The organism is Streptomyces sp. NBC_01077, from assembly GCF_045162855.1.
Classification (GTDB): domain Bacteria; phylum Actinomycetota; class Actinomycetes; order Streptomycetales; family Streptomycetaceae; genus Streptomyces.
In genome coordinates this window covers 7,412,555-7,428,642 of record NZ_CP108669.1, presented here as the reverse complement: position 1 = coordinate 7,428,642, position 16,088 = coordinate 7,412,555, and the positions used below count along the sequence as shown (strand labels likewise).

Genomic DNA, 16,088 nt, shown 5'->3' with positions numbered 1-16,088 from the left:
CCCTCCTGTCGGGATTTCGGCGTGATCCGAACGGTCCGCCGCCCCGGTTCCGCCTCACCCGGCCTCGATCCGCCCCGCCCGGCCCCGCCCGGCCCCCGCGTCGACTCGTGATGGAGATGCCCGCGCATGACCGTTTCCTCCCAGGTGATACCTGCCGCCACAGCCCCCGCCCCGGGGACCGCCGCCCCGTCGCCCGCCACCGACCCGGCCCCGCTCGGCCGCTTCGACCGGCTGGCCCCACAGCTGCACCACTACGGCCTCGGCATGCTCAGGGCCGGCCTCGGTGGCGTGTTCGTGTGGTTCGGGGTCCTCAAGGTCATCGGGCTCAGCCCGGCGGCCGCGCTCGTCGTCGACGTCCTGCCGTTCCCGGCGGGCAGCTGGTTCGTGCCCGCACTGGGCTGGGCGGAGGTGGCGCTCGGTCTCTGGCTGGTATCGGGGCGCGCCCGCGCGGTGGCGCTGCCGGTACTCGCCGCTCACCTCTGCGGCACCTTCGCGGTGCTCGTCCTCACGCCGTCGGTGGCGTTCGCCCACTCCAACCCGCTGCTGCTCACCATGGTGGGCGAGTTCGTCGTCAAGAACGTGGTGCTGCTCGCGGGCGTGGTGGTGGTGACGACCCACCCGCGCCGCTGAGCCGTACCGTGCGGCGTGCACAGGACGCTCGATGACGGTGGATCAGGTCACCGCGACCCTCACCACCGCGGCCGGGCACGCCCTTTGCCGCTGAGCACGGCCGCCGTCGCACGCACAGAACGACATCGTCCCTTCGGGACGGCACACCTATGGCCCGGTCTGCTCGTACAATACCAATCAGTCGGTTTGAAGTCGTCGAGCGGTACGGCGCGACGGGGCGCAAGTCCGTGCCACAGCGACGCACGGTGCTACTGGAGCCATGGGTGACCAAACAAGAGCGGGCCACACGGACCCGCGACGCGCTACTCACGTCGGCGGCCAGGGAATTCGACCAGCACGGCTACACCCTGGCCAGGTTGTCGGCGATCAGCGCGGGCGCGGGAGTGAGCCCCGGAGCGCTCCACTTCCACTTCGAGAACAAGGCAGCGGTCGCCGCCGCCGTCGAATGCGAGGCGGCCACCGTCCTGCGCAGAGCCGCCCGGATCGTGTACCGGCAGGAGTCGAACGCCCTGCAGAACCTGACCGACACCTCACACGCCCTGGCCCGGCTGCTCCGCGAGGACATCGTCGTACGCGCGGGGTTCCGGCTCAGTTGCTCCCGGGGCTTCCGTACGGACCTGAATCTGCGCCAGGAGTGGCAGAGCTGTGTCCAGCAACGGCTCGCGGAGGCGGCCGACGAGGGCCTGCTCACCACCGGCATCGGGAGTCAGCAGGATCTCGTCCGCGCGGTCGTGGCCGCCACCGTCGGTCTCGAGGCGCTCTGCCGGGACAACAGCGAGTGGCTGTCGGCCGGAACAGTGACCGGTCTGTGGCGGACCCTGCTGCCGATGCTGGCGGGTCCCGAGACGCTCGCCGCCCTGAAACCGGCGGGCAGCGCGGCCGTGCCGGGCCCCGCCCACGCCCCCGTCGGCTGATTCAGAGCGCGGTCCCTCCCGTGGCGTCCACGTACTGGCCGGTGATCCAGCGCGCGTCGTCGGAGACGAGGAAACCGACCACGTCCGCGATGTCGGCCGGCGTCCCGATCCGGTTGAAGACCGAGAGTGCCGCGAGTGCCGCGCTCGCCTCCGGGGTCGCCCTGCGTCGCGCGTTCATGTCCGTCGCGATGTAGCCGGGGGCCACGGCGTTGACCGTGATCCCCCGGGGCCCCAGCTCCTTGGCGAGGGCGAGCGTCATCGTGTCGACGGCACCCTTGGTCATCGCGTAGGTGACGGAGTCGGGGAAGGCGTGCTTCGTCGCCGCCGAGGAGATGTTGACGATCCGGCCGCCGTCCCGCAGCCGGCCGAGGCCCCGCTGGATGAGGAAGAGCGGGGCTTTCACATTGATCGCGACCAGCCGGTCGAAGACCTCGGTGGTGAGCTGGTGGATACGGCCGGAGCCGCTCGCGGCCGCGTTGTTCACGAGGATGTCGAAGTCGGGACCCGCGCCCCGCTCCGCCAGGCCCGCGTCGAGGGCCGCGTAGAACGTGTCGACGGCGTCGGGCGCTTCGAGTTCCGCACAGAACGCGAAGGCCCGGCCGCCCCGCTCCTCGATGATCTCCACCGTCTCGCGGGCGGCCTTCTCGTTGCTGCCGTAGTGGACGGCGACCAGGGCTCCGTCCCCGGCCAGCCGCTCGGCGATGCCTCTTCCGATGCCGCGGCTCGCCCCTGTGACGATCGCGGTCCTGCCGGCCAACGCGGACATGTCGGTGGTGCCTACCTTCTGTTCAGGAACGGTCGAGGAGATCGTGATACCACGGAGCGTGTGCCGCGATCCCCGCGGTGAAGCCCGGCCCCGGGTCGCAGCCGAGCTTCCGCCACGGGCGGTCGTCCTCGAACCAGTGGTCGGTCGCGAGCATGTCCAGGTGGTGCTGAGCGAACGGGACCTCGGCGAGCAGCGCGCGGGCCGTGGCGATGTCCACCGCCGGCCCCCGGGTCTTCCCCGTCCGGTGGGTGAGCAGGTCCTCGGCGCCCGCGAGCAGCTCGCCGATCGGCACCGGCTCGGGGTGGTGGACGTAGTACGGGCCCGGCTCCGTCGCGGAGGAGAGCGCCGCGCCGAACAGGACACCCGCGAGGCTGTCCACATCGATCAGGGAGTGCAGCGAGGCGCCCCCGTCGAGCGGCGCCGGCAGCGCGGCGAGGAGCCGGACCACACTGGGCATCAGCTGCCGGTCCCCGGTGCCGTACACGAGATGCGGTCGCATGACGGTCCCGCCCGCGTCCAGGACGTACCGCTCGCCGGCCGCCCGGGTGCGGCTGGTCGCCGAGCCCGGGGCGAGCGGCAGGGTCCCGGGGGCGGCGGCCCGGAAGGGACCGCGTCCGTGGACGGAGGCGGTGCTCAGGGCGACGATCCGGGTCACGCCGGCGGCCACGGCCGCGTCGACCAGGGCCCGGGTTCCCTCGTCGTTGACGGCGCGGGCCAGTTCCTCGTCCCCGCCGATCGCCGAGGCGCAGTGGATCAGGACGTCGATCCCCTCGCAGGCGCGGCGCAGCGAGTCGGGGTCCCGGAGGTCGCCCAGGACGGTCTCGGTCTCCGGTCCCGCCTGCTCCCCCGGGCCGGTGAGCGGGCGGCGGGCGAGCAGCCGTACGCGTGCGGGCTGCTTCGCCGACGCCGCGGCCGCCGCCACCCGGCCGCCGATGAATCCGGTCGCGCCGGTGATCAGAATGTGAGGGCCCATCGTGCCTATCCGGTTCAGCCCGCCAGCCGGCTGTCGAGGCCGGCCGTGGCCCCCGCCAGTTCCCGGGACGGGGAGGTGAGCGTACAGAGGAAGACGGCCGTGCCGTCCTGGTGGCCGGAGACCCTGACGGTGGTCGTCGAGGGGTCCGGGGTGGAGACGGTCTCGGCCTCGATCCAGCAGGGGCTGTCGAGTTCGACGTAGCGCGAGAAGGAGACGTCCATGGCGTGGGGCAGGTAGGCCGCGCTCCCGATCGTCATCGTCGCCGCCTGCCGGGCGGCCTCGAGGAGCAGCATCCCGGGGACGTGGTCGTTCGGGCGCCGGAAGAGGGTGGTGTGGGCGGTGTTGATCCGCAGCTGCCACTGACCGGGGCGGGTGCCGGGCCCGAGGACGACGTCCTGGGCCCGCTCCCTGCCGACGAGCCCGCGGTCCACCGCGGGTATCAGCGGGACCGGACGTCCGAGCGCCGCCATGCGCTCGCCCCGCATCCGGCGGTATGCCAGGGCGGAGGTGCAGCGGGCCAGGCCGCCGCCGGTGGCGAGGAACCGGCCGTCGCGGGTGAGCACCATGGTGGTGCGCAGGTTCCGGAGGCGTCCGCCCCGGCTCGTGAGGTCGGAGCAGACCACGTCGACGGTGACGTCCGAGGAGAGGCCGTCCACGGCGAGCGCCTCGGGATCGGCGGTGTAGGAGAGGCCCCACATGACGAACTGTTCGTCTAGGGGTACCCCGAGTTCGGCGTGAGCGACCAGCATGGTGGTCTGGCGTATCGTCTCGGCCACCAGTACGGGGTCGTGCCGGACCGCTGCCACCGGAGAGAAGAAGGGATGTGCGGCAGGCCAGCGGGCGGATACGGAGAACCGGTTCTCCCGCAGCTGCGTCCAGCCCGTGGGGATGATGTCCGCGGGATCTGCTCGGTGAACGAACTCCCCGGGGACGTGTGACGTCGCTCCTCGACAGTTCTGATCCATGGATCCCCCTCGCGTCCCCAACCCCCCGGCGGTGAAACCCGCCCGACGTAGAATACGTACAGCGCGGTTTTCTTTTCAATGCTTCACGTCACACGTTGAGCACAGACAGCGAGACAGCAGGAGGCGCCTTGGCGCAGCAAGCGCGTGCAATCCGAACCCGCCGGGTGATCCTCGAGTCGGCCGCGACCGTCTTCGCGGAGCGCGGCTACGAGCGGACGACCATCGGCGAGATCCTGCTGCGCGCCGGGGTGACCAAGGGGGCTCTGTATTTCCACTTTGCTTCCAAGGAAGATCTGGCCCTCGGCGTTCTCGACGCCCAGCTGCTCGACGAGCCGCTCACGCCCCAGCCCATCAAGCTCCAGGAGCTGGTGGACCAGGGCTTCCTGCTCGCCCACCGGCTCCAGCGCGACCCGCTCGTGCGGGCGAGCGTCGCCCTCGCCCTGGACAGCGGTGCCACCGGGGTCGACCGGGGTGCGCCGTTCCGGGCCTGGATCGACCAGGTGTCGGAGATCCTGACGGTGGCCAAGGCGCGGGGCGAGCTCCTGCTCCACGTGAACGTGACGGACACGGCGGAGCTCTTCTCCGGCGCGTACGCGGGAATCCAGACGATGTCGCAGATTCTGTGCGATCGCAACGATCTGACGCACCGGGTTTCCGTCCTGCTCCGGCATGTGCTGCCGACCATCTGTACGCCGGCACTGCTGACGGGACTCGACATGACGGAGGCCCGCGCCCGGGAGCTGGCCGCCGAGTACGACGCGAGCCGGCTCCGGCGGGAAGAAGGAAACCTCGCGGACACTCCTGGTTAATAAAACCGACCGACCGGTCCTTTGAGCGCCCCGACGCAGATCAGCGTCGGGGCGCTCTGGCGTCGTGGCACTGAGTGTGTTTTGCTGAGGGTACTCAGTGCCAAAAGCGTCTAGGGGAGCTCCACATCATGGGCAAGGACTTCGACCTGTATCGGCCCTCCGAGGAGCACGACATGCTCCGGGAGTCGGTGCGTGCGCTCGCGGAGGCGAAGATCGTGCCGTTCGCCGCCGCGGTGGACGAGGAGGGCCGCTTCCCGCAGGAGGCCCTGGACGCGCTGGTCGCCAGCGACCTGCACGCCGTGCACGTCCCGGAGGCCTACGGCGGCGCGGGCGCGGACGCGCTCGCGACGGTGATCGTGATCGAGGAGGTCGCCCGCGCGTGCGGCTCCTCCTCGCTGATCCCGGCGGTCAACAAGCTGGGCTCGCTGCCGGTGATCCTGTCCGGCTCCGAGGAGCTCAAGCACAAGTACCTCGGCCCCCTGGCCAAGGGCGACGCGATGTTCTCCTACGCCCTGTCCGAGCCCGACGCGGGCTCGGACGCGGCCGGGATGAAGACCCGCGCGGTGCGTGACGGGGACTTCTGGGTCCTCAACGGCGTCAAGCGCTGGATCACCAACGCCGGCGTCTCCGAGTACTACACCGTGATGGCCGTCACCGACCCCGACAAGCGCTCCAAGGGCATCTCCGCGTTCGTCGTGGAGAAGTCCGACGAGGGCGTGTCCTTCGGCGCCCCGGAGAAGAAGCTCGGCATCAAGGGCTCCCCGACCCGCGAGGTCTACCTCGACAACGTCCGCATCCCCGCCGACCGCATGATCGGCGCCGAGGGCACCGGCTTCGCCACCGCCATGAAGACCCTCGACCACACCCGCATCACCATCGCCGCCCAGGCCATCGGCATCGCCCAGGGCGCTCTCGACTACGCCAAGGGCTACGTCAAGGAACGCAAGCAGTTCGGCAAGCCCATCGCCGACTTCCAGGGCGTCCAGTTCATGCTCGCCGACATGGCCATGAAGCTCGAAGCCGCCCGCCAGCTCACCTACGCCGCCGCGGCGAAGTCCGAGCGCGTCTCCGCCGGAGGCGACAAGGAGGACCTCACCTTCTTCGGCGCCGCCGCCAAGTGCTTCGCCTCCGACGTCGCGATGGAGGTCACCACCGACGCCGTCCAACTCCTCGGCGGCTACGGCTACACCCGCGACTACCCCGTCGAGCGCATGATGCGCGACGCCAAGATCACCCAGATCTACGAAGGCACCAACCAGGTCCAGCGCATCGTCATGGCCCGCAACCTCCCGTAATCGTCCGTCACTTGACCGCTTGACCGTTTGAAAGGAGCCAGGCCGTGACCCTGAGGATCGCTGTCTGTGTGAAGTACGTACCCGACGCGACCGGCGACCGCGGCTTCGCCGACGACCTGACCGTCGACCGCGACGAGGTCGACGGCCTGCTGTCGGAGCTCGACGAGTACGCCGTCGAGCAGGCGCTGCGGATCTCCGAGGATTCCGACGACGCCGAGGTCACCGTCGTCACGGTCGGCCCGGACGACGCCAAGGACGCGCTGCGCAAGGCGCTGTCGATGGGCGCCGACAAGGCCGTCCACGTCAACGACGAGGACATCCACGGCTCCGACGTCATCGCCACCTCCGCGATCCTCGCCAAGGCCCTGGAGAAGACCGGCTTCGACCTGGTCGTCTGCGGCATGGCCTCGACCGACGGCACGATGGGTGTGCTGCCCGCGCTGCTCGCCGAGCGCCTGAGCCTGCCGCAGGTCACCCTGCTCTCGGAGCTCTCCGTCGAGGACGGCCTCGTGAAGGGCCGCCGTGACGGCGACGCCGCCACCGAGCTCCTGGAGGCCCCGCTGCCGGCGATCGTCTCGGTCACCGACCAGTCCGGCGAGGCCCGTTACCCCTCCTTCAAGGGGATCATGGCCGCCAAGAAGAAGCCGGTCCAGGAGCTCGACCTGGACGACCTGGACATCGACGCCGACGAGGTGGGCCTCGCCGGGGCCTGGACCCTGGTCGACGCCGTGGCCGCGCGCCCGGCCCGTACGCAGGGCACGATCGTCACGGACGAGGGTGACGGCGGCAAGCAGCTCGCCGCCTTCCTCGCCACCCAGAAGTTCATCTGACCGACCGTCAGCCTGACACCCCACAGGAGCAACGAATCATGGCTGAGATCCTGGTTCTCGTGGACCACGCCGACGGTGCGGTCCGCAAGCCGGCCCTCGAACTGCTGACCCTGGCCCGCCGTATCGGCGAGCCCTCGGCGGTCGTGCTCGGCGCCGGCGAGGCCGCGGCCTCGATCGCCGCCACCGCCGGTGAGTACGGCGCGGCGACCGTGTACGTCGCGGACGGCGCCGAGTTCACCGAGCAGCTGGTCGTGCCGAAGGTCGACGCGCTCACCCAGCTCGCCAAGGAGAAGGGGGCGGCCGCCGTCCTGGTGACCTCCTCCGGCGAGGGCAAGGAGATCGCGGCCCGCGTCGCGCTCCGCCTCGGCTCCGGTCTGATCACCGACGCCGTGGAGCTGGAGGCCGGCGAGAACGGCCCGGTCGCCACCCAGTCCGTCTTCGCCGCCTCGTACCAGGTGCGCTCGACGGTCTCGCACGGCGTGCCGGTCATCACCGTCAAGCCGAACTCCGCCGCCCCGGAGGCCGCCCCGGCCGCCGGCACGGTCGAGAACGTCGCCGTCGCCTTCACCGGAAACGCCGCGAAGGTCGTCTCGCGCACCCCGCGCGTCTCCACCGGCCGCCCCGAGCTGACCGAGTCCGCGATCGTGGTCTCCGGCGGCCGCGGTGTCGGCGCGGCCGAGGGCTTCGCGGTCGTCGAGAAGCTGGCCGACTCGCTCGGCGCGGCCGTCGGCGCCTCCCGCGCCGCCGTGGACGCCGGCTGGTACCCGCACTCCAACCAGGTCGGCCAGACCGGCAAGCAGGTCTCGCCGCAGCTGTACGTCGCGGCGGGCATCTCCGGCGCGATCCAGCACCGGGCCGGCATGCAGACGTCGAAGACGATCGTCGCGGTCAACAAGGACCCCGAGGCCCCGATCTTCGACCTGGTGGACTACGGCGTGGTCGGCGACCTCTTCGAGGTGCTGCCGCAGCTGACGGACGAGATCGGCACCCGCTGACCGTCCGCGTCGGATGACGCAAAGGGGCGGGTGGTGGCACTCTGTGCCACCACCCGCCCCTTTCGCATGGCCCGGATTCCATGGGCCGGAGTCAGAACCAGCCGTCGCCGGAGTCAGAACCAGCCGTCGAGCGGGACCTCCTCGCACAGCCGGACGACCGGCCTGCGGCCGGTCACACCGACTCCCGAGGAGACCTTGACCCGGACGCCGGGACGCACCGCGTGCAGCGGCCCGTCGACGCGGCAGCGGACGACGAAGCCCTCCGTCATGTACACCGGCCAGAGATCGGCGTCGGCCGCGGCGACCCCGCGTCGTACGGAGATCACGCCCTCGCCCTCGCTGAGTTCGGGGTTGAGATCGGTCGACCCGCAGGTCGGACAGAGCAGTCGCTGGAACGTCGTGGTGTGGCACCAGCGGCAGCGCTGGAAGTAGAGCTCGGCGTCGGGGCCCGCCTCCTCGGCGGCCTGGACGGCGGTCCCGCTCCTCAGTCCCGTGTGGAACACGATGCCTTCTCCTTGCACTCGGCGGCTCGACCGTGCATGGAGCAAAGATATGGCACTGAGTGCCATCAAATAAAGACCTGAGTTCCCTCAATTAGAGATACCGAGAACCCCGGCGTCCACCGCTGGTTCGTCCTCAGCTGTCGCCGAGGCTCGATTCCACCTCGCGCACCACGCGCCACATGGGGGTGGACCGCTTGGTGATCACCACGACGACGTCCTCGGACTCCTCGGCCGGCGCGTCCACGACCGCGTCCGGGCTCCAGGTGGCGCGGACGAACTCCAGGGCGCTGTCCACCTCCGCCAGCGGGTCGCCCTCCCCGCCCGAGCGCAGCCAGTGCCGCAGGGCGTGGTTGTGGGCGGCGACCACGGCCGCCGCGGCCACGTTGGCGCGCAGGGTGCCGTCCCTGCGGTCGGCCCAGCGGGTGCGCAGATAGTCGCCGAGGGTCTTCTCGTACCGCCAGACGACCGACAGTTCGTACGTGCGCAGTCCGGTCACCTCGCGGGTGAGCCGGTAGCGCTGCACGGAGAAGGTCGGGTTCTCGGCGTACATCCGCATGACGAGCCGGGCGGCGCCGCAGACCCGGACCATCGGGTCGTCGGAGTCGGCGCTCGCCGCGAGGAAGCGGGTCATGTCGGCGAGGCACTGCTCGTGGTCGGGAAAGACCACGTCCTCCTTCGACGGGAAGTACCGGAAGAAGGACCGGCGGCCGACGCCCGCGAGGGTGACGATGTCGTCGATCGTGGTCTGCTCGTAGCCCCGCTCGAGAAAGAGCTGGAAGGCCGCGGCGATGAGGGAGTCCCGCATCGCGGGCTTCGTGGAGTTCGTCGACGCTGATCCGGCAGTTCCCATGGCCCGAACCTAACACCCGGACGGCCTCGACGCGGCACTAGGTGCCGGACGAATCCGGCACCCAGTGCTGTAGGGAGGGTACGGAGGCTCAGCCCGGCCCTGCGGTCCAGGCCCGGCCGGACCTCAGCGGGCGGTCATCCGGAGCGCGCCGTCCATCCGGATGGTCTCGCCGTTGAGGTAGTCGTGCTCGGCGATCATCGTCACCAGGCGGGCGTACTCCTCCGGACGGGCGAGGCGCTGCGGGAAGGTGACGCTCGCGGCGAGACCGGCCCTGACGTCCTCCCCGAACCCGGCCATCATCGGGGTGTCGACGATGCCGGGGGCGACGGTGACGACCCGGATGCCGAACTGCGCCAGGTCGCGGGCGGCGGTGACCGTCATGCCGGCGACGCCCGCCTTGGAGGCGGCGTAGGCGATCTGGCCGACCTGGCCCTCGAAGGCGGCGATCGAGGCGGTGTTGACGACGAGACCGCGCTGCCCGTGCTCGTCGGGCTCGTGCCGGGCGATGGCCTCGGCGGCGAGCCGCATCACGTTGAACGTACCGATCAGGTTGACGTTGACCACGGCCCGGAACAGGTCGAGGTCGTGCGGTCCCTTGCGGCCCAGGATGCGGGCCGATGGGGCGATGCCGGCGCAGTTCACGGCGAGCCGCAGCTCGGCGCCGTCGGCGTCGATCGCGGCGAGGGCCTCGCGGACCTGCTCCTCGTCGGTGACGTCGGCGGCGAGCAGCCGGACGCCCTCGGGCAGCGGCCCTGCGGCGGCCACGGCCTTGTCCAGGTCGAGTCCGTAGACGGTGGCGCCCCGGGCGGCGAGCGCCGCGGCGGTGGCGGCGCCGAGACCGGAAGCGGCACCGGTGACGAGAGCGGCGGAGCCGGCGATGTCCATGGAACTCCTCGTTCGTGTCGTGCGGGTGCGACCCTGCCGCCGGGTTGGCCGCCGGATCGGGCGCGTGCCCGCGGAGGACCGCGCGGTCCGCGCGATCTGCGCCGCCCACCATAGAACCGCAGACCGCGCCGCCGAAAGCGGAACCGGGTCCGGCCGGAAGGGTCGGACCCGCGCGCCTCGAAGGGTCAGAACGGCTTGGTCGGCAGGTACTTGCCGTCGAGCGTGATGACCGCGCGCTCCCCGCCCTCGGGGTCGGCGACCTTCTTCACGTCCAGCCTGAAGTTGATCGCGGAGATGATGCCGTCGCCGAACTCCTCGTGGACGAGGGCCTTCAGCGTGGTCCCGTACACCTGGAGCATCTCGTAGAAGCGGTAGATGGTCGGGTCGGTCGGGATTCCGTCGAGGGAACCCCGGGTGGGGATCGTGCGCAGCAGGCGCACCGCGTCCTCGTCCAGGCCGAGGAGCTCGGCGACGGCCCGCGCGGAGGCCTCGGGCAGGGCGTGCTGGCCGAGGACTGCGGCGGTGGTGAAGGCGACGGAGAGGCCGGCGGCGTCGGCGATCCGCTGCCAGCTGAGGTCCTTGACGGTCTTGGCCTCGACGGCGGCGATGGCGAGCTCGTGGCGGGCGGTGGGGTCGAACTGGGCGTGCACCATGAGAGGTACGTCCTTTCCTTACGGGGGGAGGTTCTTTGCGGGGGGGGTCAGGTGTGATTCAGGGGGGGGGTAGGTCAGGTGTGATTCAGGCGGGTGGGTCGGGTGTGATTCAGGCGGCGGCGCGGGCGCCGGTGGCGGACAGCTCATCGACCGTGCCGTCGGCGATGTCGAAGACCCAGCCGTGCAGCCGTACGTCTCCCTCGGCGAGGGCGCGGGCCACCGAGGGGTGGGTGGCGAGGTTCGCCAGCTGCGCGGCGACGTTCTCCCGTACGAGGGCGGCCACGTCCCCCGCCCGGCCGGCGGCGGCGGTACGGGCCAGGGAGGCGTCGGCGTGCCGCAGCCAGGCGGCGACGGCGGGCGCGCCGCTCAGGTCGCGGCCCTCGGCGAGCGCGGTCATGGCGCCGCAGGCGGAGTGCCCGCAGACGATGACGTCCCGCACGCCGAGGACGGTGACGGCGTACTCGACACCGGCGGCGACGCCGTCGGTGCCCGGGGTGTGGGCGGGGACGAGGTTTCCGGCGGTGCGGATGACGAAGAGTTCACCGGGGTCGGTCTGGGTGATGAGTTCGGGTACGACGCGGGCGTCCGAGCAGCCGATGAACAGCGTGCCGGGGCGGTGGACGGTGGCCAGGCGGGCGAAGAGCCCGGCCTTGGCGGGGAAGACCTCCCGCTGGAAGCGGGCGATTCCCTCGGCGAGATGAGGCATGCCTTCACCTTGCACGACCAGCACCTATAGCGTCCAAGACCCAATATCGATCCCTGCCATAGATGTCATCTATATCCGGTCCTACACTTGATCGCATGCAGCCGGAACTCCGTCACCTCCGCTATCTCCTCGCCGTCGCCGAGCATGCCAACTTCACCCGGGCCGCCGAAGAGCTCCGGATCGCCCAGCCCACGCTCTCCCAGCAGATCAAGCAGCTGGAGAAGGCCCTCGGGGTACTGCTCCTGGACCGCACCGGCCGCACGGTGCGCCTCACGGACGCCGGGGAGGCCTACGCGGGCTACGCCCGGCGCGCGCTCCAGGACCTGGCGGCGGGCGAACGGGCGGTCCTCGACGTGCGCGACCTCTCCCGTGGCCGGCTCCGGCTCGCGGCGACCCCCACCTTCACGTACCTCACCGGCCCTCTGGTCGCCGCCTTCCACACGCGGCACCCGGGGATCGCCGTGGAGGTACGGGAGTCGCCCCAGGACCGCATCGAGGCCGAGCTCCTCGCCGACCGGCTCGATCTCGGCATCGCCTTCCGGGGCGACCATCTGCCGGGGATCGAGTCCACCGCGCTGTTCACCGAGACCCTCGGCCTCGTCGTCGGACCCGGCCACCCCTTCGCCGGCCGGACCGCGCCCGTACCTGCGGAGGAACTGAACCACCATCACCTCGCCCTGCTGAGCCAGGACTTCGCCACCCGTCGGCACATCGACGCGTATGTCTCCGCGCACGGCCTCCGGCCACGGATCGCGGTGGAGGCAAACGCCGTCAGCGCGCTCACCGAGATCGTCCGGCGCACCGCCCTGGCCACCGTCCTGCCCGACGCCGTCACCCGGGACCATCCGCACCTCAGCCCCGTCCCGCTCTCCCCCGCCCTGCCGACCCGCGGTGTCACCCTGCTCCGGCGGGCGGCCGGCTACCGAAGCGCGGCCACGCGCGCGTTCACCGAGCTGGCAGCAGAGTGGCACGAGGAGGACCGGGGTCAACCGATCGGATGACCCCGGGGTCCACCGTTGCGGGCGCCGGAGGCAGCCGGGACGACGACCGACGGCGTAGGGGGACGACCCCAGGATGGAAGGGAAGCGGGCCACGGAGCACCGACGGCCCCCGCAGTCCACCGAGTTCACTGGAGCAGACCCATGAAGCACGTGAAGAAGGCCACCTCGCGCACCCGTGTCGTGACCGGTGGTGCGATCGTCGCCGCGCTCGCCCTCGGTGGCTTCGGTGCCTACTCGGCCAGCGCGACCGACGAGAACACGGCGGCCGCCCCCGCCGCCGCGGTCGCCAAGGCGGACGCCAAGAACAAGAACACCACGCGGTCCACGCACCTGACGATCGAGGCCGCCACGAAGGCCGCCCAGGCGACCCTCGACGCCGCCGAGAAGGAGAACCAGCGCGTCTCCGTCGCCGTCGTCGACCGCAACGGCAACACCATCGTCACCCTGCGCGGCGACGGCGCCGGCCCGCAGTCCTACGAGTCGGCCGTGAGGAAGGCGTACACCGCCGTCTCCTGGAACGCCCCGACCTCGGAGCTGGCCAAGCGCCTCACCAACGCCCCGACTCTCAAGGACATCCCCGGCACTCTGTTCCTCGCCGGTGGTGCCCCGGTGACCGCCAAGGGCGCGCCCATCGCGGGCATCGGTGTCGCCGGCGCGCCCTCGGGCGACCTCGACGAGAAGTTCGCCCAGGCCGGCGTCGCCGCCCTCGGCAAGTAGTCCCACGCCCCCGCCCCGCCCGTACGAGGAACACCGCCATGAACGCGCTCGACGACACCCTCCTGGCGGCCGCCGTGCACGGTGACACCGTCGCCGTCCGCGCGGCCCTCGCCGCGGGCGCCCGGGTCGACGTCCGCGACGGGCGCCGCCGCACCCCGCTGATGCACGCCGCCCGGCGCGACCACGTCGCCGCCGCTCGGGTCCTCCTCGACGCGGGCGCGGACCCGAACGCCCAGGACGACCGGTGCGACAGCCCCTGGCTCGTCACCGGCGTCACGGGCGGCGTCGCGATGATGCGGACCCTCCTCCCCGCGGGCCCGGACCTCACGCTCACCGACCGCCACGGCGGTACGGCCCTGATCCCGGCGGCGGAACGGGGCCACGTGGCCTACGTCCGCGCCGTCCTCCACGAGACGGCCATCGACGTCGACCACGTCAACCGGCTGGGCTGGACGGCGCTCCTGGAGGCCGTGATCCTCGGGACGGGCGGCCGCGCCCACCAGGACGTCGTCGCCCTCCTCCTCGCGGCGGGCGCGGATCCCGAACTCCCGGACCCCCACGGCGACACGGCCCTGGACCACGCGGTCCGCCACGGCCTGACGGAGATCGCGGCCCTCCTGAGACACCAACACCTGTGCCGTACGGGGCAGTAGGGGTCAAGCCTCACCCTTTGACGGCTTCCACGACCTTCAGGGCGGTCTCGGCGGGTGTCAGGTGTGTGGTGTCGATGACCTCGGCCTCACCGTGCAGCCACGTGCGGGCCGCCTCGGCGTAGGGCTCAAGGTGGTCGAGCCGGAACGAGGAGGGGCCCATCACCGCGTCCCTCTCGATGCGCGCGCGGAGGGTGTCCTGGTCGGCATGGAGGACGAAGTGCCGTACCGGAATCGCATGGTGGGCGAGGCCCGCACTGATCTCGCGCCAGTACTGCTCGACCAGGACGGTCATGGGCATCACCAGAGTGCCGCCGGTGTAGTCGAGTACGCGGCGGGCGGTCTCGACGACGAGCGGCCGCCACGGCGGCCAGTGCTGGAAGTTGTCCGTCGCGGGCAGCCGCGGCGTGATGTCCATGAGCGTCTCGCCGACCTTCTCGGCGTCGAACACACGTGAATCCGGGATCAGTTGCTGCACGAGCGCACTGGTCGTCGTCTTGCCTGCACCGTGGGTTCCGTTGAGCCATACGATCATGGGGCCGAGGCTAGCGGTGCACAGGCCGCAGCACGGGAAATTCAGAACCAGTGCAGGCAGTGCGGAGGGCGTTCGGCGCGGAAGAGGGCGTCGGCGCGGGTGGCCGCGTCCGGGCGGTGGGCCCGGATGTGTCCGGCACGCACGAGGGTGCTCGGGGCGGTGCCGCCGAGGTAGACCGAGCCCAGGTCCCTCACGTCCAGGGACAGGTCGGGCTCCCGGTCCGTCGGGACGCAGTCGGCCTTGCCGTCCCGGACGGTCAGCAGGTAGCGGCCGTGCTCGCCGAGGAACGGGTCGTCGACGTCGAGGACGAGCTCGCCGTCGGTGAACCAGCCGCGCGCGGTCAGCGCACGGGGGACGTCGAGGAGACGCACCCACAGCCAGTCGGTGTCGCCGCTCACCTCGCCGACGCGGAAGTCCGCGAACTGCCAGCGCAGCGGGTGCTCGGGCGGGAGGTGCTTGAACACGACCCGGGAGACCAGGTCGTGCCCGAGCACGAACCGGGCCAGGGCGGTGAAGACGGCGTCGTCGGTGGCGATGGTCTCGTCGACCGTCAGGGTCTCGGACTCGCCGAGCGAGTAGCTGGCGTACCCGTCCGGGACGCCGTCGGCGTCCCGGTGGACGGCGACGTAGCGGGGCGCCGGCGAGATCGGGGGCTGCCCCGCGCGCAGGGCCCACCATCGCCGCGGCCGGGACAGCGCGCCGGGCTGGGCGCGCCGGTACCGGTCGTAGACCTCTTCCAGGATCTCGCCGCACTCGGCGCGACGCAGCACCTCGACCGATCCGATGCCCGGGCCGGTACCCGATGCCGTGTCCGAGCGGGTTGCCGAGCCGGTCGCCGGTGCGTCGGCCGTTCCGCGCGCCCGTGGAGCGGCGAGGGCGGCCCGGTCGCGCTGCACCGTCACCCGCCGGGTGTAGGTCGCCGGTCCGTAACCGAACCTGCCGTAGATCGGTGCCTCCGAGGCCAGCAGCACGGAGAGGAACTCCCCGCGGGTCCGCAGTGCCGCGAGCTGATGCCGCATCATCGCGCTGAGCACGCCCTGGCGCCGGTGCGAGGGCAGGACTCCGACGGCGGTCACCCCGGCGGCCGGGACGAGGCTCTCACCGGGCAGGGTGAGCTCGAAGGAGTGCGCGCCGGCGGTGCCGACGGGCCGCCCGTCGGCCGTCACGGCGAGCAGGCAGCGGTCCGTTTCGAGCGCCGACCACCAGAGCCCGCCGCCGTCGGTCGGGGTTTCCGGGAAGCGCCCGAACGCGGCGTGGACGGTGTCGACGAAGACGTCGAGGTCCTCGTCGGTCGTGGAACGGATCTCCATCGCTGCCGCTGCCTCCTCGGTGCACCGGCACCACGACGCGTGGTGCCCGGCCACAGTGCAGCGTGCTCCCGTGCCCGGGGCAAGCGAATTACTGCCGACGG

The 16,088-nt window shown here is 71.6% G+C and carries 19 protein-coding genes; 9 read left to right on the top strand and 10 right to left on the bottom strand.

From position 1 onward, the window contains the following. The first annotated feature begins 126 nt into the window (after positions 1-126). Positions 127-630 (top strand): hypothetical protein, encoded by a 504-nt coding sequence (locus OG462_RS33635; RefSeq protein ID WP_406063508.1) that lies wholly within the window; start codon positions 127-129, stop codon positions 628-630. Positions 631-893: 263 nt separating this feature from the next. After that, positions 894-1,544 carry a ScbR family autoregulator-binding transcription factor gene (locus tag OG462_RS33630; RefSeq protein WP_406063506.1) on the top strand — a complete coding sequence of 217 codons (651 nt, stop codon included), beginning with the start codon at positions 894-896 and terminating at the stop codon, positions 1,542-1,544. A gap of 1 nt (position 1,545) precedes the next feature. Here OG462_RS33630 and OG462_RS33625 read toward each other — a convergent pair whose 3' ends face one another. Genes OG462_RS33625 through OG462_RS33615 form a run of 3 tightly spaced genes read right to left on the bottom strand, consistent with a single transcriptional unit; the run spans position 1,546 to position 4,248 of the window. Continuing rightward, positions 1,546-2,310 carry an SDR family oxidoreductase gene (locus OG462_RS33625; RefSeq protein WP_406063504.1) on the bottom strand — a complete coding sequence of 255 codons (765 nt, stop codon included), beginning with the start codon at positions 2,308-2,310 and terminating at the stop codon, positions 1,546-1,548. A 22-nt stretch (positions 2,311-2,332) separates the two neighbouring features. Continuing rightward, on the bottom strand, positions 2,333-3,283 hold the full coding sequence (locus OG462_RS33620; RefSeq protein WP_406063502.1) for an NAD-dependent epimerase/dehydratase family protein: 951 nt from the start codon (positions 3,281-3,283) through the stop codon (positions 2,333-2,335). A 14-nt stretch (positions 3,284-3,297) separates the two neighbouring features. Continuing rightward, positions 3,298-4,248 (bottom strand): ScbA/BarX family gamma-butyrolactone biosynthesis protein, encoded by a 951-nt coding sequence (locus OG462_RS33615; protein WP_406063500.1) that lies wholly within the window; start codon positions 4,246-4,248, stop codon positions 3,298-3,300. A gap of 128 nt (positions 4,249-4,376) precedes the next feature. Here OG462_RS33615 and OG462_RS33610 point away from each other — a divergent pair, with 128 nt between their 5' ends. From OG462_RS33610 to OG462_RS33595, 4 genes are all read left to right on the top strand, one after another. Then, the gene (locus tag OG462_RS33610) at positions 4,377-5,057 is read left to right on the top strand and encodes a ScbR family autoregulator-binding transcription factor (protein ID WP_406063498.1); all 681 of its coding nucleotides are present in this window, start codon (positions 4,377-4,379) and stop codon (positions 5,055-5,057) included. Positions 5,058-5,185: 128 nt separating this feature from the next. Then, complete coding sequence (locus OG462_RS33605; RefSeq protein ID WP_406063496.1) at positions 5,186-6,352, top strand: acyl-CoA dehydrogenase family protein; 1,167 nt, start codon at positions 5,186-5,188, stop codon at positions 6,350-6,352. A 44-nt stretch (positions 6,353-6,396) separates the two neighbouring features. Next, a complete protein-coding gene (locus tag OG462_RS33600; RefSeq protein WP_406063493.1) occupies positions 6,397-7,182 on the top strand; it encodes an electron transfer flavoprotein subunit beta/FixA family protein in 786 nt (261 codons plus the stop codon). Positions 7,183-7,220: 38 nt separating this feature from the next. Next, positions 7,221-8,177, top strand: a complete 957-nt coding sequence (locus tag OG462_RS33595) for an electron transfer flavoprotein subunit alpha/FixB family protein (RefSeq protein WP_406063491.1) — start codon at positions 7,221-7,223, stop codon at positions 8,175-8,177. A gap of 113 nt (positions 8,178-8,290) precedes the next feature. On the opposite strand, the gene OG462_RS33590 is transcribed toward OG462_RS33595, so the two are convergent. The 5 genes from OG462_RS33590 to OG462_RS33570 form a co-directional block, all read right to left on the bottom strand. Continuing rightward, on the bottom strand, positions 8,291-8,680 hold the full coding sequence (locus OG462_RS33590) for a zinc ribbon domain-containing protein (protein ID WP_406063489.1): 390 nt from the start codon (positions 8,678-8,680) through the stop codon (positions 8,291-8,293). A gap of 133 nt (positions 8,681-8,813) precedes the next feature. Beyond that, positions 8,814-9,530 carry a TetR/AcrR family transcriptional regulator gene (locus OG462_RS33585; RefSeq protein WP_406063487.1) on the bottom strand — a complete coding sequence of 239 codons (717 nt, stop codon included), beginning with the start codon at positions 9,528-9,530 and terminating at the stop codon, positions 8,814-8,816. 123 nt (positions 9,531-9,653) lie between these two features. Further along, entirely contained in the window at positions 9,654-10,415 is a 762-nt protein-coding gene (locus OG462_RS33580; protein ID WP_406063485.1) for an SDR family NAD(P)-dependent oxidoreductase, read from the bottom strand. A 185-nt stretch (positions 10,416-10,600) separates the two neighbouring features. Continuing rightward, positions 10,601-11,068: a cyanase gene (gene cynS, locus OG462_RS33575; protein ID WP_406063483.1), complete on the bottom strand. Its 468-nt coding sequence runs from the start codon at positions 11,066-11,068 to the stop codon at positions 10,601-10,603. A 109-nt stretch (positions 11,069-11,177) separates the two neighbouring features. Further along, positions 11,178-11,774, bottom strand: coding sequence for a carbonic anhydrase (locus OG462_RS33570; protein ID WP_406063481.1), 597 nt, complete (start codon positions 11,772-11,774; stop codon positions 11,178-11,180). Between the two features lie 95 nt (positions 11,775-11,869). Between OG462_RS33570 and cynR the strand changes: the two genes are divergently transcribed. From cynR to OG462_RS33555, 3 genes are all read left to right on the top strand, one after another. Further along, the gene (gene cynR, locus OG462_RS33565) at positions 11,870-12,775 is read left to right on the top strand and encodes a transcriptional regulator CynR (RefSeq protein ID WP_406063480.1); all 906 of its coding nucleotides are present in this window, start codon (positions 11,870-11,872) and stop codon (positions 12,773-12,775) included. A gap of 150 nt (positions 12,776-12,925) precedes the next feature. After that, positions 12,926-13,492, top strand: a complete 567-nt coding sequence (locus tag OG462_RS33560; RefSeq protein WP_406066822.1) for a heme-binding protein — start codon at positions 12,926-12,928, stop codon at positions 13,490-13,492. A 38-nt stretch (positions 13,493-13,530) separates the two neighbouring features. Continuing rightward, the gene (locus OG462_RS33555; protein ID WP_406063478.1) at positions 13,531-14,145 is read left to right on the top strand and encodes an ankyrin repeat domain-containing protein; all 615 of its coding nucleotides are present in this window, start codon (positions 13,531-13,533) and stop codon (positions 14,143-14,145) included. Between the two features lie 10 nt (positions 14,146-14,155). Here OG462_RS33555 and OG462_RS33550 read toward each other — a convergent pair whose 3' ends face one another. Then, positions 14,156-14,677 (bottom strand): AAA family ATPase, encoded by a 522-nt coding sequence (locus OG462_RS33550; protein WP_406063476.1) that lies wholly within the window; start codon positions 14,675-14,677, stop codon positions 14,156-14,158. A gap of 41 nt (positions 14,678-14,718) precedes the next feature. Then, the gene (locus OG462_RS33545; RefSeq protein WP_406063474.1) at positions 14,719-15,987 is read right to left on the bottom strand and encodes a GNAT family N-acetyltransferase; all 1,269 of its coding nucleotides are present in this window, start codon (positions 15,985-15,987) and stop codon (positions 14,719-14,721) included. Between the last annotated feature and the right edge of the window lie 101 nt (positions 15,988-16,088).

Coding starts and splice junctions, on each gene's coding strand:
- OG462_RS33635 (WP_406063508.1), top strand. CDS start 127: ATGACCGTTTCCTCCCAGGTGATACCTGCCGCCACAGCCCCCGCCCCG.
- OG462_RS33625 (WP_406063504.1), bottom strand. CDS start 2,310: ATGTCCGCGTTGGCCGGCAGGACCGCGATCGTCACAGGGGCGAGCCGC.
- OG462_RS33620 (WP_406063502.1), bottom strand. CDS start 3,283: ATGGGCCCTCACATTCTGATCACCGGCGCGACCGGATTCATCGGCGGC.
- OG462_RS33615 (WP_406063500.1), bottom strand. CDS start 4,248: ATGGATCAGAACTGTCGAGGAGCGACGTCACACGTCCCCGGGGAGTTC.
- OG462_RS33605 (WP_406063496.1), top strand. CDS start 5,186: ATGGGCAAGGACTTCGACCTGTATCGGCCCTCCGAGGAGCACGACATG.
- OG462_RS33595 (WP_406063491.1), top strand. CDS start 7,221: ATGGCTGAGATCCTGGTTCTCGTGGACCACGCCGACGGTGCGGTCCGC.
- OG462_RS33585 (WP_406063487.1), bottom strand. CDS start 9,530: ATGGGAACTGCCGGATCAGCGTCGACGAACTCCACGAAGCCCGCGATG.
- OG462_RS33580 (WP_406063485.1), bottom strand. CDS start 10,415: ATGGACATCGCCGGCTCCGCCGCTCTCGTCACCGGTGCCGCTTCCGGT.
- cynS (WP_406063483.1), bottom strand. CDS start 11,068: ATGGTGCACGCCCAGTTCGACCCCACCGCCCGCCACGAGCTCGCCATC.
- OG462_RS33570 (WP_406063481.1), bottom strand. CDS start 11,774: ATGCCTCATCTCGCCGAGGGAATCGCCCGCTTCCAGCGGGAGGTCTTC.
- cynR (WP_406063480.1), top strand. CDS start 11,870: ATGCAGCCGGAACTCCGTCACCTCCGCTATCTCCTCGCCGTCGCCGAG.
- OG462_RS33555 (WP_406063478.1), top strand. CDS start 13,531: ATGAACGCGCTCGACGACACCCTCCTGGCGGCCGCCGTGCACGGTGAC.
- OG462_RS33550 (WP_406063476.1), bottom strand. CDS start 14,677: ATGATCGTATGGCTCAACGGAACCCACGGTGCAGGCAAGACGACGACC.
- OG462_RS33545 (WP_406063474.1), bottom strand. CDS start 15,987: ATGGAGATCCGTTCCACGACCGACGAGGACCTCGACGTCTTCGTCGAC.